The sequence below is a fragment of the Tardiphaga sp. OK246 genome (assembly GCF_900188215.1).
Classification (GTDB): domain Bacteria; phylum Pseudomonadota; class Alphaproteobacteria; order Rhizobiales; family Xanthobacteraceae; genus Tardiphaga; species Tardiphaga robiniae.
On sequence record NZ_FZOX01000003.1, the window covers coordinates 880,577 to 897,032 of the forward strand.

At 60.7% G+C, this 16,456-nt stretch carries 14 protein-coding genes; 5 read left to right on the forward strand and 9 right to left on the reverse strand.

Features of this window, described 5'->3' with window-relative positions; all coding sequences use genetic code 11:
* Positions 1 to 24: 24 nt before the first annotated feature.
* The 8 genes from CHC01_RS17100 to cysG form a co-directional block, all read right to left on the reverse strand.
* The gene (locus tag CHC01_RS17100) at positions 25 to 1,065 is read right to left on the reverse strand and encodes a sulfate/molybdate ABC transporter ATP-binding protein (RefSeq protein WP_089265416.1); all 1,041 of its coding nucleotides are present in this window, start codon (positions 1,063 to 1,065) and stop codon (positions 25 to 27) included.
* Entirely contained in the window at positions 1,055 to 1,948 is an 894-nt protein-coding gene (cysW, locus tag CHC01_RS17105) for a sulfate ABC transporter permease subunit CysW (protein WP_089265417.1), read from the reverse strand. The genes CHC01_RS17100 and cysW (CHC01_RS17105) overlap by 11 nt, the downstream gene beginning before the upstream one ends.
* 6 nt (positions 1,949 to 1,954) lie before the next feature.
* The gene (gene cysT, locus CHC01_RS17110; protein WP_089265418.1) at positions 1,955 to 2,791 is read right to left on the reverse strand and encodes a sulfate ABC transporter permease subunit CysT; all 837 of its coding nucleotides are present in this window, start codon (positions 2,789 to 2,791) and stop codon (positions 1,955 to 1,957) included.
* A gap of 66 nt (positions 2,792 to 2,857) precedes the next feature.
* Positions 2,858 to 3,847 (reverse strand): sulfate ABC transporter substrate-binding protein, encoded by a 990-nt coding sequence (locus CHC01_RS17115; RefSeq protein ID WP_089265721.1) that lies wholly within the window; start codon positions 3,845 to 3,847, stop codon positions 2,858 to 2,860.
* A 207-nt stretch (positions 3,848 to 4,054) separates the two neighbouring features.
* Positions 4,055 to 4,567: a DUF934 domain-containing protein gene (locus CHC01_RS17120; protein ID WP_089265419.1), complete on the reverse strand. Its 513-nt coding sequence runs from the start codon at positions 4,565 to 4,567 to the stop codon at positions 4,055 to 4,057.
* Positions 4,554 to 6,209 (reverse strand): nitrite/sulfite reductase, encoded by a 1,656-nt coding sequence (locus tag CHC01_RS17125; RefSeq protein WP_089265420.1) that lies wholly within the window; start codon positions 6,207 to 6,209, stop codon positions 4,554 to 4,556. Before CHC01_RS17125 ends, CHC01_RS17120 begins: the two co-directional genes overlap by 14 nt.
* 12 nt (positions 6,210 to 6,221) lie before the next feature.
* Complete coding sequence (locus CHC01_RS17130) at positions 6,222 to 6,536, reverse strand: DUF2849 domain-containing protein (protein WP_089265421.1); 315 nt, start codon at positions 6,534 to 6,536, stop codon at positions 6,222 to 6,224.
* Positions 6,533 to 7,969, reverse strand: coding sequence for a siroheme synthase CysG (gene cysG / locus CHC01_RS17135; RefSeq protein ID WP_089265422.1), 1,437 nt, complete (start codon positions 7,967 to 7,969; stop codon positions 6,533 to 6,535). The genes CHC01_RS17130 and cysG overlap by 4 nt, the downstream gene beginning before the upstream one ends.
* 301 nt (positions 7,970 to 8,270) lie before the next feature.
* Between cysG and cysP the strand changes: the two genes are divergently transcribed.
* From cysP to CHC01_RS17155, 4 genes are all read left to right on the forward strand, one after another.
* On the forward strand, positions 8,271 to 9,287 hold the full coding sequence (cysP, locus tag CHC01_RS17140) for a thiosulfate ABC transporter substrate-binding protein CysP (protein WP_089265423.1): 1,017 nt from the start codon (positions 8,271 to 8,273) through the stop codon (positions 9,285 to 9,287).
* 225 nt (positions 9,288 to 9,512) lie between these two features.
* On the forward strand, positions 9,513 to 10,340 hold the full coding sequence (gene cysT / locus CHC01_RS17145; protein ID WP_089265424.1) for a sulfate ABC transporter permease subunit CysT: 828 nt from the start codon (positions 9,513 to 9,515) through the stop codon (positions 10,338 to 10,340).
* On the forward strand, positions 10,340 to 11,227 hold the full coding sequence (gene cysW, locus CHC01_RS17150; RefSeq protein ID WP_089265425.1) for a sulfate ABC transporter permease subunit CysW: 888 nt from the start codon (positions 10,340 to 10,342) through the stop codon (positions 11,225 to 11,227). The genes cysT (CHC01_RS17145) and cysW (CHC01_RS17150) overlap by 1 nt, the downstream gene beginning before the upstream one ends.
* Positions 11,228 to 11,358: 131 nt before the next feature.
* Positions 11,359 to 13,518, forward strand: a complete 2,160-nt coding sequence (locus CHC01_RS17155; protein WP_089265426.1) for a malate synthase G — start codon at positions 11,359 to 11,361, stop codon at positions 13,516 to 13,518.
* Positions 13,519 to 13,641: 123 nt separating this feature from the next.
* Here the strand turns inward: CHC01_RS17155 and CHC01_RS17160 are convergent, their stop codons facing one another.
* Positions 13,642 to 13,797: a Thivi_2564 family membrane protein gene (locus CHC01_RS17160; protein ID WP_086937086.1), complete on the reverse strand. Its 156-nt coding sequence runs from the start codon at positions 13,795 to 13,797 to the stop codon at positions 13,642 to 13,644.
* A gap of 370 nt (positions 13,798 to 14,167) precedes the next feature.
* On the opposite strand from CHC01_RS17160, the gene CHC01_RS17165 reads away from it, so the two are divergent.
* The gene (locus tag CHC01_RS17165; protein WP_089265722.1) at positions 14,168 to 16,261 is read left to right on the forward strand and encodes a methyl-accepting chemotaxis protein; all 2,094 of its coding nucleotides are present in this window, start codon (positions 14,168 to 14,170) and stop codon (positions 16,259 to 16,261) included.
* Positions 16,262 to 16,456: the final 195 nt, after the last annotated feature.

The window sequence follows — 16,456 nt, forward strand, 5'->3', positions numbered from 1 at the left end:
CAGGGGATTTTTAGAAAGCGCCAGTCACTCCTGCCCGGCAAAGATCCGGTAGCGCCGCGGCTGCAGGCTGATCGCATCGCCCGTGGTGAGCGGACGGTCGCGCGGGGCATCGATCTCCACCAGCGTATCATCGCCGGACAACGCGATGTCGGCGCGCTGGATCGGGCCGAAGGTGCGGACGCGGCGCACGGTGCCTTCGAGGGCTCCCTCGCCGAGCGGACCGATCTGCATGTCGTGACGACGAACAAACAATTTCGACGGTCCGCTTGCACTGCCCGCATCGATGTTGAGCGGGCGATGGCCGAGCTTCACCTGGCCGTCGCTTACATCGACCGGGAGCACGATCGACTCGCCTATGAATGAGTGCACGAAAGCCGTCGCCGGGTTATCGTAAACGTCGCCAGGCGTGCCGATCTGCTCGATCTTGCCCTTGTCCATCACCACGACGCGGTTGGCGACTTCGAGCGCCTCCTCCTGGTCATGCGTGACGAAGATCGAGGTGACGTGGATTTCCTCGTGCAACGTGCGCAGCCACTGCCGCAACTCCTTGCGGACCTTGGCATCAAGCGCACCGAACGGCTCGTCGAGCAGCAGAATGCGCGGCTCGATGGCGAGCGCACGCGCCAGCGCAATACGCTGCCGCTGGCCGCCCGAGAGCTGGCTGGGATAGCGATTGGCGAGCCAGTCGAGCTGCACGAGATCGAGAAGCTCCTTCACCCGCGCGCGGATCTGCGCTTCGCTCTTGCGCACGGCGCGCGGCTGCACGCGCAGGCCGAAGGCCACATTCTCGAACACGCTCATGTGGCGGAACAACGCATAGTGCTGGAACACGAAACCGACGTGGCGCTCGCCGGCGCCGCGGGCCAGCGCATTTTCACCATCGAATGAGACTTCGCCGGAATCCGGCCAATCGAGCCCAGCGATAATTCGCAGCAATGACGTCTTGCCGGAACCGGACGGTCCGAGCAGCGCGAGCAGCTCGCCATCAGCAACCCTGAGGTCGACATTATCCAGCGCCTTGAAGGCACCGTACTGCTTTACGATATTCCGAACTTCAATCGTCACGGGGCAGCTGTCCTTCTTCAATCTGGCCTTCGAGGATGGTCTTTGCGATCAGCGTCAAGAGCGCCAGCAGAGCCAGCAATGACGCGATCGCGAACGACGCCACCAGTTGATATTCATTATACAGGATTTCCACCAACAGCGGCATGGTGTTGGTCTCGCCGCGAATGTGGCCCGACACCACCGAAACCGCGCCAAACTCACCCATCGCCCGCGCATTGCACAACAATACGCCGTAGAGCAGGCCCCATTTGATGTTGGGGAGCGTCACCACAATGAAGGTACGCCAACCGCTCGCTCCGAGCGATATCGCAGCCTCTTCCTCCTGCGACCCCTGTTCCTGCATTAGCGGTATCAGCTCCCGGGCGACGAACGGGAAGGTGACGAAGGTGGTCGCCAACACGATCGCCGGCACGGCAAACAGAATGTTGATGCCATGCGACATCAGCCATGGCCCAAAGAAACCCTGCGCACCAAACAGCAGCACAAATACCAGACCGGAGATAACGGGGCTGACCGAGAACGGCAGATCGATCAGGGTGACCAGCAAGGTCTTGCCCCTGAATTCGAATTTGGCCACCGCCCAAGCGGCGGCAACGCCGAATACCAGATTGAGGCTGACCGAGATCACTGCAGTGATCAGCGTCAGCCAGATGGCCGAGAGCGCCTCGGAATCTGCCAAGGCCGACAGATAGAACCCAACGCCCTTGGACAATGCCTCCGAGAACACCAAAATCAGCGGCAGGACCACGAACACTGTCAGGAACATCACTGCGACACCGATAATGATGCCGCGCACGAGCCATGGCTCAGTATGCAGGTCCTGTCGTGCCACGGACTGGGCGCGCTCCACGGTGACTGGCGAATTGATAATTGTAATGGTCATGTCAGGTCAACTCACGGCCAGCGCGCGTGTCTGCGCCCAGCGCTGCAGCCGATTGAGCACGAAGATGATCAGGAATGAGAAGACCAGCATGACCACCGCGATCGCCGTCGCATCGGCGTAGCGGAATTCCGACAGCCGGATGACGATCAAGAGCGGCGCAATCTCCGACACATTTGGAAGGTTGCCGGCGATGAAGATCACGGAGCCATATTCGCCAACGGCGCGGGCGAACGCCAGCGCGAAGCCGGTGAGAATGGCCGGCGTGAGGCTGGGAATGATGACGCGGGTGATGGTTTGCCAGCGGGAGGCACCGAGACAGGCCGCGGCCTCTTCGATCTCGACATCGAGGTCGATCAGCACCGGCTGCACCGTCCGCACCACGAACGGAATGCCAATGAAGACCATCGCCAGGAAAATTCCGAGCGGCGTAAACGCCACCTTGATGCCGAGCGACGCCAGCGGCGCGCCGAGCCATCCGTTCTGCGCGAACAACGTCGTCAGCGCGATGCCTGCCACTGCAGTGGGAAGGGCGAACGGAATATCGACAATGGCATCAAACAGCCGGCGACCGGGAAATCGGTACCGCACCAGGGCCCAGACGATAATTAGGCCAGCGACCAGATTGACCAGCGCAGCAGCGAAGGCCAATCCGAACGAAATCCTGAGCGCGTGTAGGGTGCGGTTGCTGGTGACGGTATCGATGAACTGCGAGAGACTGAGATCGGCTGTCTTGACGAACAACCCGGCCAACGGGATCAGAATCAAAAGCGACAGCCATGTCAGGGTCAGGCCCATGCTCAGGCCGAACCCCGGCAACGAACTTCGTTTAGGTGCCGCGCTCACAATGTCCCCTTGCTTTGGTAAAAGCTCCAGACCGGCATACCGGTCTGGATGTTTCGCTGCGAACGATCAGTTCTTGTAGATCTTGTCGAACACGCCGCCGTCGGTAAAGTGCTCGCTCTGCGCCTTGGTCCAACCTCCGAACACGTCGTCGATCGTAAACAGATCAACCTTGGCGAAGGAAGCCTCGTACTTTTTGGCAATATCGGCATCACGCGGACGATAGAAATTGCGCGCGGCGATCTCCTGACCTTCCTTGGTGTACCAGTATTTCAGATAGGCCTCGGCAGCGGCTTTAGTACCCTTTTTATCGGTGACGGTATCAACGACGGCGACCGGCGGCTCGGCGAGAATTGAAAGCGACGGCGCGACGATCTCGAACTTGTCCTTGCCGAATTCCTGGATTGCCAGATACGCCTCGTTTTCCCAGGCCAGCAAGACATCGCCGACACCGCGCTGGACGAAAGTGATGGTCGAGCCACGCGCGCCGGTATCGAGAACCGGAACGTTCTTGAAGATGTTACCGACGAATTCCTTTGCCTTGTCCTGCGATCCATATTTCTTCAGAGCATAGCCCCAGGCGCCGAGATAGTTCCAGCGCGCGCCGCCAGAAGTCTTCGGATTTGGCGTGATGACGCTGACGCCGCTCTTGATCAGATCGTCCCAGTCCTTGATGGCCTTGGGGTTACCCTTGCGCACCAGGAAAACGATGGTCGACGTATAGGGTGATGAATTCTGCGCCAGGCGCTTCTGCCAGTCCTTCGCCAGCAGGCCCTTATTGGCGATTGCGTCGATGTCGTAGGCGAGCGCGAGGGTGACCACATCGGCTTGCAGACCATCGATCACAGAGCGCGCCTGCGCCCCCGAGCCGCCATGCGACTGCTTGATCTCGACGCTCTTGCCGGTTTCCTTCTGATACGCAGCAGCGAACGATTTGTTGAAATCGACATACAGCTCGCGCGTCGGGTCATACGACACGTTGAGCAGCGAAATGTCTGCCGCGTGCGCCGATGTTGCAATTAAGAGACCCGCAATGACGGGAAGAATACGACGGACCATTTTGATCTCCATCCAACCTCACAACAAGATCGTCATGAGGTGGGGGCAAAATCTTGAAGAAGCACCGCTAAGTCAACGAAACCAGATTCCAATGTTGGCGGCATGACGGCAGCAATGTGCTATGAATATGCCTTCGTATGGAGACCGTATCGCGCGCTGGTCATTTGTCATCAACCAACGCTGCGAAAGCCGTCGACATGCGGCGAATTAGCGCGCGTTCTCCGCATGACGCAATTGCATGCGCTGATGCAGCGCCGTGATGCGGCCATCGCCGGTGGGCTGATAGAACACCGTGTAACGCTTCACTGTGGCCGCGAAGGCTTCCGCATCGGCATCCTTCTTCACCTCGAATGAATCGAAACCGGCGCGCAGCATGATGACGAACTGATCGCGCAACACCTGGCCGGTTGCCCGTAATTCGCCCTTGTATTTGTAGCGCTCACGCAGCAGGCGCGCCTGACTGTAGGCTCGGCCATCGCGGAACGACGGGAAGACCAGCGCGACCACCGCGAGCTTGTCGAGATAAGGCACCAGATCTTCCGGATCGCGGTTGTTTGGCCAGATCACGCCGGTCGGGCCGTTGCGCTTCAGCAGCGCCTCCGGGTCGGCGAGAAAACGCGCGGCCGGAATCAACGTCGCTCCGTCGACCGGAATCTCCGCATCGTCTGCCACGTGAATATAGCCGTCGGCAACGATCTTGCCTTGCTTAACGAGTGGCATAAACGCGCTCCTTGAACGGCTCGACGCCGAGGCGTTCGACAGTCTGGACAAACAATTCGTCCGGCCGGGCACGCAGTGCCAAATAGGCTTCGACGATATCCTCAATGACGTCGGCTACCTCGGCAAAAGGCACCGCCGGTCCGATCAGGGTGCCGACCACGGCATGCTCGTCGGCACGGCCACCGATTGTGATCTGGAAGAATTCCTCGCCGTTCTTCTCGACGCCGAGAATACCGATATGGCCGACATGGTGATGGCCGCAGGCATTGATGCAGCCGGAGATGTTGATATGCAGCCGACCGATCAGCTCCGCGAGATCGTTATTGGCGAAACGCCGCGTTAGTTCCTGCGCGATCGGGATCGAACGCGTATTAGCCAGCGAGCAGTAGTCCAGGCCAGGGCATGCGATGATGTCGGTGACCAGATTGACGTTCGGCGTGGCGAGGCCGAGCTTGTCGAGCTGCCGCCACAGTGCGGGCAGATCACGCCTGGCCACGCTCGGCAGCGCTAGATTTTGCTCATGGCCCACGCGGATTTCGCCGAACGAGTATTTGTCGGCAAGATCGGCAACCGCATCCATCTGGTCGGCCGTGGCATCGCCGGGCGGGCCGCCCACCGGCTTCAACGACAATGTCACGATGGCGTAGCCGGTCCGCTGATGCGGCGCGACCGAGTTCTTGAGCCAGCGCGCAAAATGCGGATCGGCCGACGCGGCCGCCAACTCGTCCGGCGTGTCGGAGAGCTTCTGATAGTGCGGATAGCTGAAGCGCGAGCGGATATCCTCGACAACCTCGTTGTCCAGCGTCAGCGCACTCTCGCGCGTTGCCAGCCACTCATCCTCAACTTCGGCGGCGAATTTCTCGATGCCCAGCTCATGAACCAGAATCTTGATGCGCGCCTTGTAGATATTGTCGCGGCGGCCATACTGGTTGTAGACGCGCAGGATGGACTCGACGTAGCTCAGAATGTCGCGGCCGTGCACGAACGGCTTGATCACCTTGCCGATGAATGGTGTGCGACCGAGGCCACCGCCGACCAACACTTCGAAGCCAGTTTCGCCGACCTCGTTCTTGTGAATTCGCAGACCAATGTCATGCACCTTGATCGCCGCGCGATCATGGGCCGACGCAGTGATCGCAATCTTGAACTTGCGTGGCAGGAACGAGAATTCCGGATGCATGGTCGAATACTGCCGCAGCAATTCCGCCCAGATGCGTGGATCCTCGACCTCGCCCGGCGCGACACCTGCCCATTGATCGGTGGTGACATTGCGTGTGCAATTGCCCGAGGTCTGCATCGCGTGGATGCCGACCGAAGCAAGATCTTCCAGAGCATCCGGCAGATCGGCGAGCTTGATCCAATTGAACTGGATGTTCTGCCGTGTGGTGAAGTGGCCATAGCCGCGGTCATAGCGTCGCGCCACATGCGCCATCTTGCGCAGTTGCGGCGATGACAGCGTGCCATAGGGAATGGCGACGCGGAACATATAGGCGTGAAGCTGAAGATAGACGCCGTTCATCAACCGCAGCATCTTGAACTCATCTTCGGTGAGTTCACCTGCGAGACGGCGCTTCACCTGATCGCGGAATTCCGAGACACGCTCGTTGATCAGCGTGCGGTCGATTTCATCATAAGCATACATAATTCAGGTGCCTTAAGCCGAAGCCGGAAGGTCGATGGTGACGCCCTTGCGGCGAATCTGTTCACGGAGATTGCCGGGCTCGACGGTGCCGTTGTCGTTCACGGCGACCGGCGCGATATAGGGACCGATGGCGCCAACGTCATCGGCTGTGGATTCAGCAAGCAGCGCACGCGCATCATCGGCAGTGCGCACAATGGCAGCCTCTGCGAGGTCGGTGGTCCAGCCTTTATGGGCATCGCGATAAATCACCACGCCGTCCCAGGTACGGTTGGCAGTCACCACCGACGGGCCGGTGATCTTGATTTTCTGTTGCAGCGGAGAGGTCATTCGGCAGCCACCAATAAATCTGAAACGAGCTTGTTGATCTGAGCGGCCCGCCACGGCGCAGAATGCGCCACGACATCGCCAATGATGAGAACCGCCGGACCACCATCGATCTGGTCGACCAGCGCCGGGAGATCGTCGAGCACACCCACCGCCGCTTGCGCGTCCGGACGCGTCACGCGCGCAAACACGCCAACCGGCGTTTGTGGCGAGCGCCCGGCAGCGAGCAATCCAGCGCGGATCGTGGGGGCAGCGGTCATACCCATATAAACAACGACTGTCATCTTCTCGTCGGTGAGCGTCGACCAGTCGACCTTGTCGGCGTCCTTTTCCTTGTGCGCCGTCAGGAAGGTGATGCGCAGCGCTTCGCGGCGATAGGTCAGCGGCGCCTCGAACATAGCCGCAGCGCCAAGACCCGCGGTGATGCCGGGAATAACGGAGTAAGCAACACCCGCTTCGCGCAGCGCTTCGATCTCCTCGCCACCGCGCCCGAAGATGAAGGGATCGCCGCCCTTCAAGCGCACGGCGCGTTGCCCAGCTTTCGCGGCCTCGATCAGCAATTTGTGGATCGCATCCTGACCGATGCCAGGCTTGCCGACCCGACGACCCACGGGAATGCGCGATGCATCCCGGCGGATGCGGTCGAGCACTTCGGGGGACACCAGTTCGTCGTAAAATACAACGTCGGCGTCCTGCAGCGCGCGCAACGCCTTGATGGTCAGGAGATCCGGATCGCCCGGCCCAGCTCCCACCAGCGTGACGTGACCTTCGACAACGCCGGCCTGCGCTGCACCCGCATAGATCGAGAGATCGGCGATTCCCGTCAGCACCTTCTCGGCCTCGGTACCTCGCCCCGCCAGCACCAGCGCGCCGATCGGACCGTCGACGATGCGCTCCCAGAACCTGCGACGCAACGGAGCCTCGGCGATCTTGTCGTTGATCGGTTTGCGCCAGCGCCCGATGAAGCCGGCCAGATCGCCGATCCGCGCAGGCAGCATCGCCTCGATCTTTTCGCGCACACGCCGCGCCACCACCGGCGACGCACCGCCGGTTCCGACGGCGACGACCACATCGCCGCGGTCGACGATGGCCGGAAAGATGAAAGTGGAGTGCGCAAGCTCATCCATCACATTGACGGGCACACCACTCGCTTTGGCGCGCGCAGCCACCGCGTGGCCGAGTTCACCGGCGCCAGCGCAGAGCACCGCGATGCACCCCGAAAGATCGGCGGTCACCGGATCGCCCTCGACATGCTCAATGCGCGCCACGCCATCGGCATCGAGCCCGGACGTGTCACGATTGCCGTCCGTTGCGTACCAGCGAATCCGCGCACCGGCCGCCAGCAGCAGCCTCAGCTTGGCGCGCACGAGTTCGCCCTGGCCGACAAGAATGATCGGCCCGGTCTGCAAATCGAGGAAGACAGGCAGAAACCGCATACATACTCCGCTGCCCCGAATTCGGGGGTTGACTGGAATTATATTCTATATATCTCTCGATAACGAGGCGCAAAGAGAAGATTTTATCTTCTTCGAGGCGTTCTAACTATAGAATTTTTGTCCTCAAACACCAAGCGTCGTAGATGCTTCTTCTCAATAACGGTCGGCCGACGCAGGAGTTGCGCGAAATCGCACCCGTGCCCGCCCCCGTTGCGCAGCAAATTCCGGACCGTTTGCCGGGCAAAACGCCGCAGCCGCCGCTCCCGGCCATCCGATCGCTCTCACTCACAGGGGACTACACGTGAACCGTTTCATTATCGCTCTCGCCGCCGGACTCGGCATTCTCGCGACTGCACCCGCCCAGGCGCAGACGCCGAACACGCTGCTCAATGTCTCCTACGACATCTCGCGCGAGCTCTATGCCGAGATCAACGTTGCTTTCGCCAAGCAGTGGAAGGCCAAAACCGGCCAGGACGTCACCATCAACCAGTCGCACAACGGCTCGTCGCGCCAGGCGCGCTCGATCCTCGAAGGCCTCGAGGCCGATGTGGTGACCTTCAACCAGGTCACCGACGTGCAGGTACTGTATGATCGCGGCAAGCTCATTCCGGCCGATTGGGCCAAGCGGCTGCCGAATAATTCCTCGCCTTATTACTCGCTGCCGGCCTTCCTGGTGCGCGCCGGAAATCCAAAGGGCATCAAGGACTGGGACGATCTGGTGAAGCCGGGCGTGCAGGTGATTTTCCCGAATCCGAAGACCTCAGGCAATGCGCGCTACACCTATCTAGCCGCCTATGCCTTCGCGAAGAACAAGTATGGTGCCGACAAGGCTGACGACTTCATCAAGAAGCTGTTCGCCAATGTCCCGGTGTTTGACACCGGCGGCCGTGCTGCCACCACGACCTTCGTCGAGCGCGGCACCGGCGATGTGCTGATCACCTTCGAGGCCGAGACCTCGTCGATCCGCGACCTTGCGGGCAAAGATGCCGGCGGCAAGGACAAGTATGAAGTGGTGGTGCCACCGACCAGCGTGCTCGCCGAATTCCCGGTGACCGTCGTCGACAAATATGCCGACAAGCACGGCACGAAGGCCCTCGCGACCGCCTATCTTGAATTCCTGTATTCGCCGGAAGGCCAGGACATCGAAGCCAAGGGCTATAACCGCGTCACCGACAAGACCGTGATGGCAAAATACAAGGACAAATTCCCGGAAGTGAAGCTGTACCGCGTCGAGGACGAATTCGGCGGCTGGGACAAGCTGAATGCCGAACACCTCAATCCCGGCGCGAAGCTGGACACGCTGTTCGGCGGGAAGTGAACCACAAACTCCATCATGCCCGGGCTTGACCCGGGCATCCACGTCTTGGCTGCAAATGGACTAAAGACGTGGATGGCCGGGAACATCTAGCAAAGCGGCGCTTCGCGCTTTGCCCGGCCATGACATGGGAGAGGACGGGCGCCTGCATTAGACGACCTCGCCGCATTCCCTTTCCGCGCAAATCGTCTAAGAGAAGCCCCAACGGCTTCACACACGGACCTTCCCTTGCGACGTAGCGTCATTCCAGGTTTCGGGCTCTCGCTCGGCATTACGCTCTTTTATCTCGGAGCGATCGTGCTGTTGCCGCTCTGCGCGCTGATCCTGAAAGCCTCGGACGTCGGGCTTGCGCAATTGTGGGACATCCTGTCGTCACCGCGCACACTGTCGGCCATCCGCGTCACCGTGACGATGGCGCTGGCGGCCACCGCATTCAACGCCATCTACGGCCTGCTGCTCGCCTGGGTGCTGGCGCGCTATCAATTTCCCGGCAAGCGCATTCTCGACGCGCTGGTCGACGTGCCCTTCGCGCTGCCGACCGCCGTGGCCGGCCTCGCGCTGACGGCGCTGTTTTCCAAGAAAGGCTGGTTCGGCGCACCGCTCGATGCACTTGGCATCCAGGTCGCCTACGCACCGCTCGGCATCGCCATCGCGATGGCCTTTACCAGCATTCCCTTCGTGGTGCGCACAGTGCAGCCGGTGATCGAGGATCTCGGCTCCGATGTCGAGGAAGCCGGCCGCTCGCTCGGCGCCAATGATCTGCAGATTCTCTGGCGCGTAATCTTCCCGGCGATCTTTCCGGCGTTCCTCGCCGGCTGCTCGCTGTCCTTCGCACGCAGCCTCGGCGAATTCGGCGCGGTGATTTTCATCGCCGGCAACCAGCCGATGAAGACCGAGATCGTTGCCCTGCTGACCTATATTCGGCTTGAGGAATACAACTACCAGGCTGCCGCCGCGATTGCCGTGGTAATGCTGGCGATGGCTTTCGCCATGCTGATTGTCACCAACGCGGTGCAGGCCTGGAACCTGCGTTATCTCGGCCGGGGAGACGTGTGATGCCGAGCCCGACATCAGAACGCGCCCATACCGAATGGATGGTGACGCCCGTCGGTGCCGGCCCGGTAACGCGCCGCGTGGTACTTGGCATCGTCGCGATCCTCACATTGCTGTTCCTGATCGCACCGCTGGCGTTGATCTTCAGTTCAGCGCTGTCGCAAGGCATCGGCACGTTCTTCAACAGCCTCACCGAGCCCGGCACGCAGCATGCCATTCTGTTGACAGTGACCACCGCGCTGATCGCTGTGCCGATCAACATCGTGTTCGGCCTAGCTGCGGCGTGGGCGGTGACCAAGTTCGTCTTCCCAGGCCGCACGCTCCTCATTTCGCTGATCGAACTACCCTATTCCATCTCGCCGATCGTCGCCGGCGTCGCCTATATCTTCGTCTATGGCTCGCAGGGCCTGTTCGGCCCGCTGATCGAAACCATGGGCATCAAGGTGATGTTCGCACTGCCGGCGATCGTGCTCGCCAGCATGTTCGTGACCGCGCCGTTCGTGGCGCGTGAGTTGATCCCGCTCATGCAGGTGCAGGGCACGGATGAGGAAGAGGCCGCCGTCACACTCGGCGCTTCCGGCTTTGCGACCTTCATGCGGGTCACGCTGCCGAATGTGCGCTGGGCGGTGCTCTATGGCGCGATCCTGTGCAATGCGCGCGTGATGGGCGAATTTGGCGCCGTCTCCGTCGTCTCCGGCAACATCCGCGGCCAGACCACGACGTTGCCGTTGCAGATCGAACTTCTGTATCAGGACTACAATGTCGCCGGCGCCTTCGCAGCGGCAACGGTGCTGACGGCCGTGGCACTGCTCACCATCGTGATCAAGGTGGCGCTGGAGCGGATCTCGCCGGATCACGCGCAGGCCCCGGCCCGGCCGCCCGGCCACTGATCCCTTTAGGGGACTTCTCACCGGGTAGCGTTTGGCGTTAAAAGGTCCCATGGGCGCCGCGGTTTGGCGCCGTTTATGCTTATACTCCCTGAAATTAGAGCAGAATTGCCGCTTCTCGCGAGAAAGACACCATGAAACGCATCGACGCCCACGGACTGCAGATCGCCCCCGTCCTGTTCGACTTCATCGCCAAGGAAGCCGCCCCCGGGACCGGCATCCAGCCGGATGCGTTCTGGGCCGGCGTCGCCGCTCTCATCAAGGACCTCGGCCCGAAAAACCGCGAACTGCTCAAGGTGCGCGATACGCTGCAGGCCAAGATCGATGCCTGGCATATGGCCAACAAGGGCGCCTTCGACATGAACGCCTATACGGCGTTCCTCAAGGAAATCGGCTACCTCCTCCCGGAACCTGCGACCAAGCAGGTCGAGACTGCCAATGTCGATATCGAGATCGGCCAGATCTGCGGCCCGCAGCTCGTGGTGCCGCTCACCAATGCGCGCTACGCGCTGAATGCCGCAAATGCGCGCTGGGGCAGTCTCTACGATGCCTTCTACGGCACCGATGCGATCCCGCATGATCCGTCTGAAGGTGGCAAAGGCTACAACAAGGCACGCGGCGACAAAGTCATCGCCAAGGCAAAAGCCTTCCTCGATCAGGCCGCGCCGCTCGCTACCGGCAGCCACACCGATGTCACGGCCTACAGCATCATTGCGGGCCAGCTCTCGGCCAAGCTCAAGAGCGGCAACCTCACCGCGCTGAAGAACGAATCCCAGCTCGCTGGCTATCTCGGCGAGCTCGCCACCCCGACCTCGATCCTGCTGGTCAATAATGGCCTGCATATCGAAGTGAAGATCGATCGAACCAACACCATCGGCAAGGACGACTCCGCTGGTGTTGCCGACATGATCATGGAGTCGGCCGTCTCGACCATTCTCGACATGGAAGACAGCGTCGCCACCGTCGACGCCGACGACAAGGTGCTGGTCTATCGCAACACGCTCGGCCTGATGAACGGTACACTCTCGGCCGATTTCGAAAAGGGTGGCAAGACGCTGAAGCGCGCACTCAATGAAGACCGTGTCTACAAGACGATCGACGGCAAGAACCTGACCCTGCATGGCCGCAGCCTGATGCTGATGCGCAATGTCGGCCATCACATGTTTACGGATGCGGTGCTCGACAGCGCCGGCGAGGAAATTCCGGAAGGCCTGCTCGATGCCGCCGTTGCCGGCCTGATCGCAATCCACGACCTCAAGAGCAAGGGTCCGATCCGCAACAGCCGCACCGGCTCGATCTATATCGTCAAGCCGAAGATGCACGGCCCCGATGAAGTGGCGCTGACCTGCGAAATCTTTGCGCACGTTGAGAAACTGCTGTCGCTGCCCGAGAACACCATGAAGGTCGGCATCATGGATGAGGAACGCCGCACCACGGTGAACCTCAAGGCCTGTATCCAGAATGCATCCAAGCGCATCATGTTCATCAACACCGGCTTCCTCGACCGCACCGGCGACGAGATCCACACGTCGATGGAAGCGGGTCCGATGATCCGCAAGAACGACATGAAGGCGACGCCTTGGATCAAGGCCTATGAAGAATGGAACGTGGATGTCGGCCTGATCGATGGCCTGCCGGGCCATGCCCAGATCGGCAAGGGCATGTGGGCCGCGCCCGACAAGATGGCGGACATGCTCACGCAGAAGCTCGGCCATCCGCAGGCCGGCGCCACCACCGCATGGGTGCCCTCGCCCACCGCCGCGACGCTGCACGCGTTGCACTATCATCAGATCGATGTCGCCACGCGCCAGAAGGATCTCGCCAAGGGCGGGCCACGCGGCAAGCTCACCGACATCCTCACCATTCCGGTGTCGCAGTCGAACTGGGCGCCGGATGATGTGAAGCAGGAGATCGACAACAACTGCCAGGGTATCCTCGGCTATGTCGTACGCTGGATCGACCAGGGCGTCGGCTGTTCCAAGGTGCCGGACATTCATGGCGTCGGCCTGATGGAAGATCGCGCCACGCTGCGCATCTCCGCCCAGCACCTTGCCAACTGGCTGCATCAGGGCGTCATTACCAGGGATCAGGTGATGGAATCGCTGAAGCGCATGGCTGTGGTGGTGGACGAGCAGAACAAGGGCGACGCGCTGTATCAGAACATGGCGCCCTCCTTCGACGGCGTCGCCTTCAAGGCCGCCTGCGATCTGATCTTCGAGGGGCGCACGCAGCCGAACGGCTATACTGAATACATCCTCACCGCGCGCCGCCGCGAAGCGAAGGCGTTGGCTTGATACACTCTCTGTCGTCATGGCCGGGACAAGCCCGGCCATGACGAATGAGAGAATGTCGATCGCATCGGCTGCAAGCAAAAAAGCCCCGGCAAACCGCCGGGGCTTTTTTGTTAGTCCATCTCGCTAGAAAACCGCGATGTATTTCAGCAGCGAGATCACACCGAGAATGATCACGACGACGCGGCAAATCTGCTTCGCGCGGCCGTCGATCGGCAACAGATTGATCAAGTACAGAATGAGAATGACGACGAGAAAAGTGATCAAGACGCCGACGAGCATGTGCGTATCCCCCCAGACTCAATGGAAATGAATAGCAGCCCCGGCCATCGCAGCTGCTCAACAGTGATCCAACGTGGGCGAGAGCATTGGGTTCCCGGACCGGAACAAAAGAACCTCGCCAAACTAGGCACGCAAGCTGGCTCTCAGGTCACCGACTGTCACGTAGAATCCGCACCGCCAGCGGAGTGCCGAACCCGCGCGGAGAAGCAGAACCGATCAATCGCCGGGCATCGTCCTTCGCCGTGCTGCAAGAACCCTTACGCACCAACCACCTAAAGTAGCCGTATTCAAGCCTACTTCACGATACGTGTGCAATCGGAAATATTTACCATTTGAAGCCTTACTAAATCAAATATTTGGGGGATTCATGATGTTCAATCGATTGACCGTTTCCGCATTGCTTCAATCTGTCATCGTGGTCATGGCGCTCTGTGTGGTCGCCGTTCTGGCAACGACAGCCTGGGACTCCTACGGGCGGCTACGTTCAGCCAGCCGCATCTCGGTAATTGCGGACGCCTCCGCGAATGCCTTCAAGGCGATGCATAATCTGCGCACCGACCGTGCATCGACGAACCGGAACCTGAACAACGAGACAGTCATTCAGCCGGACGGAGAAAAATATCTCCGCTCCATTCGCGATTCCGAGATGCCGGCGATGCGAGCAGCGGCTGACCTCATTGCCACCATCGAATTCGCCGATCAAAAGACGCTGCACCCGACGCTGGTCCAGCTGGTCAACAAGCTGACCGCTCTGCAAACCGAATCCTGGGACGCGATGAGCAAGCCGAAGGCGTCGCGCCGTGCAGCCCTCGGCAAAGAGTATATGGAGACCACGCAGGCGCTGCTTGAAACACTGGAGAAAGTGTCGGCCCAGCTCGCCGCCGCGGTGAACCACAACGATCCCATGATCGATCAATTACTGTCGATCAAACAGGCGGCCTGGCTGTTGCGCAACACCGCCGGCGAAGGATCCCTCCTCGTCGCAAACGGCCTCGCTGTCGGGCGCGCCACACCGGAGAATAAGCTCGCCTACACCAAGTTTGTTGGCGGCATCGACGCCGCCTGGAATGCGCTGGAATTGTCTGCGTCTGGAATGCAGCTGCCGCCCAACCTGGCTGCAACCATGGCTGCTGCTAAGGTGGCTTATTTCGACCCGCAATATATGGCCCTTCGTGACCGTGTCATGAATGCACTGGTGAGCGGCGAAAAGCCCGAAATCACCGCGAGCGAATGGACTCCAATCACCGTTGATCGCATGGCCAGTGCGGTTACAGTCGCCGAACGAGCGCTGAATGAAGCCAAAAGCCACACCTTGACGCAGTGGACTGCCGCGCAGCACGCGTTGATCCTGCAACTGGCGCTGCTCGCAGCCGCGCTCGGCATAGCATTCGGCAGCATGGTTGCCGTCACCCGCCGCGTCATCACCCCGCTGCACACCATCCGCGATGCGATGCTGAAAGTCGCCGCAGGCGATCTCGTCGTCGATGCCGGCTATTCCGAACGGAAGGACGAAATCGGCGCGCTCGCCGGCGCTCTGGAGACCTTCAAGCAACAGGCCAAGGAGAAAGCACAGATCGAACAGCAGGAGCGCAATCGCAACGCCGACGCGACCCAGCGGCAGCAGGCCATCGAACAGCACATCGGGACCTTCGAGGTCCAGATGCGCGATGCGCTCAACGCACTCGGCAACGCGTCCGATCAGATGAACACCACATCGGATGGCATGGCGGTCGTATCCAGCCAGACCAATGCCCGCGTGCAGGTCGCAGCAAAAGCTTCGGGCGAAGCCTCCCTGAACGTGCAGAATGTCGCCTCTGCCGCCGAACAGCTGAGCTCGTCGATCAACGATATCAGCCGGCAGGCCGCGCACGCCGCGGGAATCGCCAGTCGCGCCGTCAATCAGGCGCAGGAAACCGACGGCACCGTCCAAGGCCTCGCCAAGACCGCCAACCGGATCGGCGAGGTGGTCGGGTTGATCAACGATATCGCCTCGCAGACCAACCTGTTAGCGCTCAACGCCACTATCGAAGCCGCGCGCGCTGGCGAGGCCGGACGCGGCTTTGCGGTCGTCGCGTCGGAAGTGAAGTCACTGGCCAGCCAGACCGCCAAGGCAACCGACGATATTTCCGAGCAGATCGCAGATATCCAGAAGGTCGCCAATGAGGCCATCGAGGCAATCAAGTCGATCGGCGGCATCATCGGCGAAGTCAATGAAGTAGCAACTGCCATCGCCGCGGCCGTCGAGGAACAGGGAGCCGCGACACAGGAGATCACCCGGAGCACGCAGCAGGCCGCCGATGGCACCCGCAATGTGTCGGACAACATCGCCGGCGTCAGCGCCGATGCGGATGCAGCTGGCGCCGCCGCGCAGGATGTGAAGGTAGCCTCGGAAACGCTGGCCACGCAGACGCGCCAGCTCGGCACTCAGGTAACGGACTTCCTCGGCAAGATCCGGGCTGCCTAGGCAGGGCCTCATCAGTCACGTCATTGAGCGCTGACAAGTATCAAAAGCCCCGGCATCGTCGGGGCTTTTTCCGTTGAAGCGTCGCCGGACACGACAATTTTCTACCTAAAGTAGCTTTACAAGAAACGTATTTATCAAGACGGGCATGAGCGTGAATATTTACCAATTGCAGCCTTAAATACCGAAATATTTTTT

Excerpts from the sequence above, each read along its gene's own strand:
- CHC01_RS17130 (WP_089265421.1), bottom strand. The coding sequence starts at position 6,536 with ATGACCTCTCCGCTGCAACAGAAAATCAAGATCACCGGCCCGTCGGTG.
- cysG (WP_089265422.1), bottom strand. The coding sequence starts at position 7,969 with ATGCGGTTTCTGCCTGTCTTCCTCGATTTGCAGACCGGGCCGATCATT.
- CHC01_RS17120 (WP_089265419.1), bottom strand. The coding sequence starts at position 4,567 with ATGCCACTCGTTAAGCAAGGCAAGATCGTTGCCGACGGCTATATTCAC.
- CHC01_RS17155 (WP_089265426.1), top strand. The coding sequence starts at position 11,359 with ATGAAACGCATCGACGCCCACGGACTGCAGATCGCCCCCGTCCTGTTC.
- cysW (WP_089265417.1), bottom strand. The coding sequence starts at position 1,948 with ATGACCATTACAATTATCAATTCGCCAGTCACCGTGGAGCGCGCCCAG.
- CHC01_RS17125 (WP_089265420.1), bottom strand. The coding sequence starts at position 6,209 with ATGTATGCTTATGATGAAATCGACCGCACGCTGATCAACGAGCGTGTC.
- cysW (WP_089265425.1), top strand. The coding sequence starts at position 10,340 with ATGCCGAGCCCGACATCAGAACGCGCCCATACCGAATGGATGGTGACG.
- CHC01_RS17165 (WP_089265722.1), top strand. The coding sequence starts at position 14,168 with ATGTTCAATCGATTGACCGTTTCCGCATTGCTTCAATCTGTCATCGTG.
- CHC01_RS17160 (WP_086937086.1), bottom strand. The coding sequence starts at position 13,797 with ATGCTCGTCGGCGTCTTGATCACTTTTCTCGTCGTCATTCTCATTCTG.
- CHC01_RS17115 (WP_089265721.1), bottom strand. The coding sequence starts at position 3,847 with ATGGTCCGTCGTATTCTTCCCGTCATTGCGGGTCTCTTAATTGCAACA.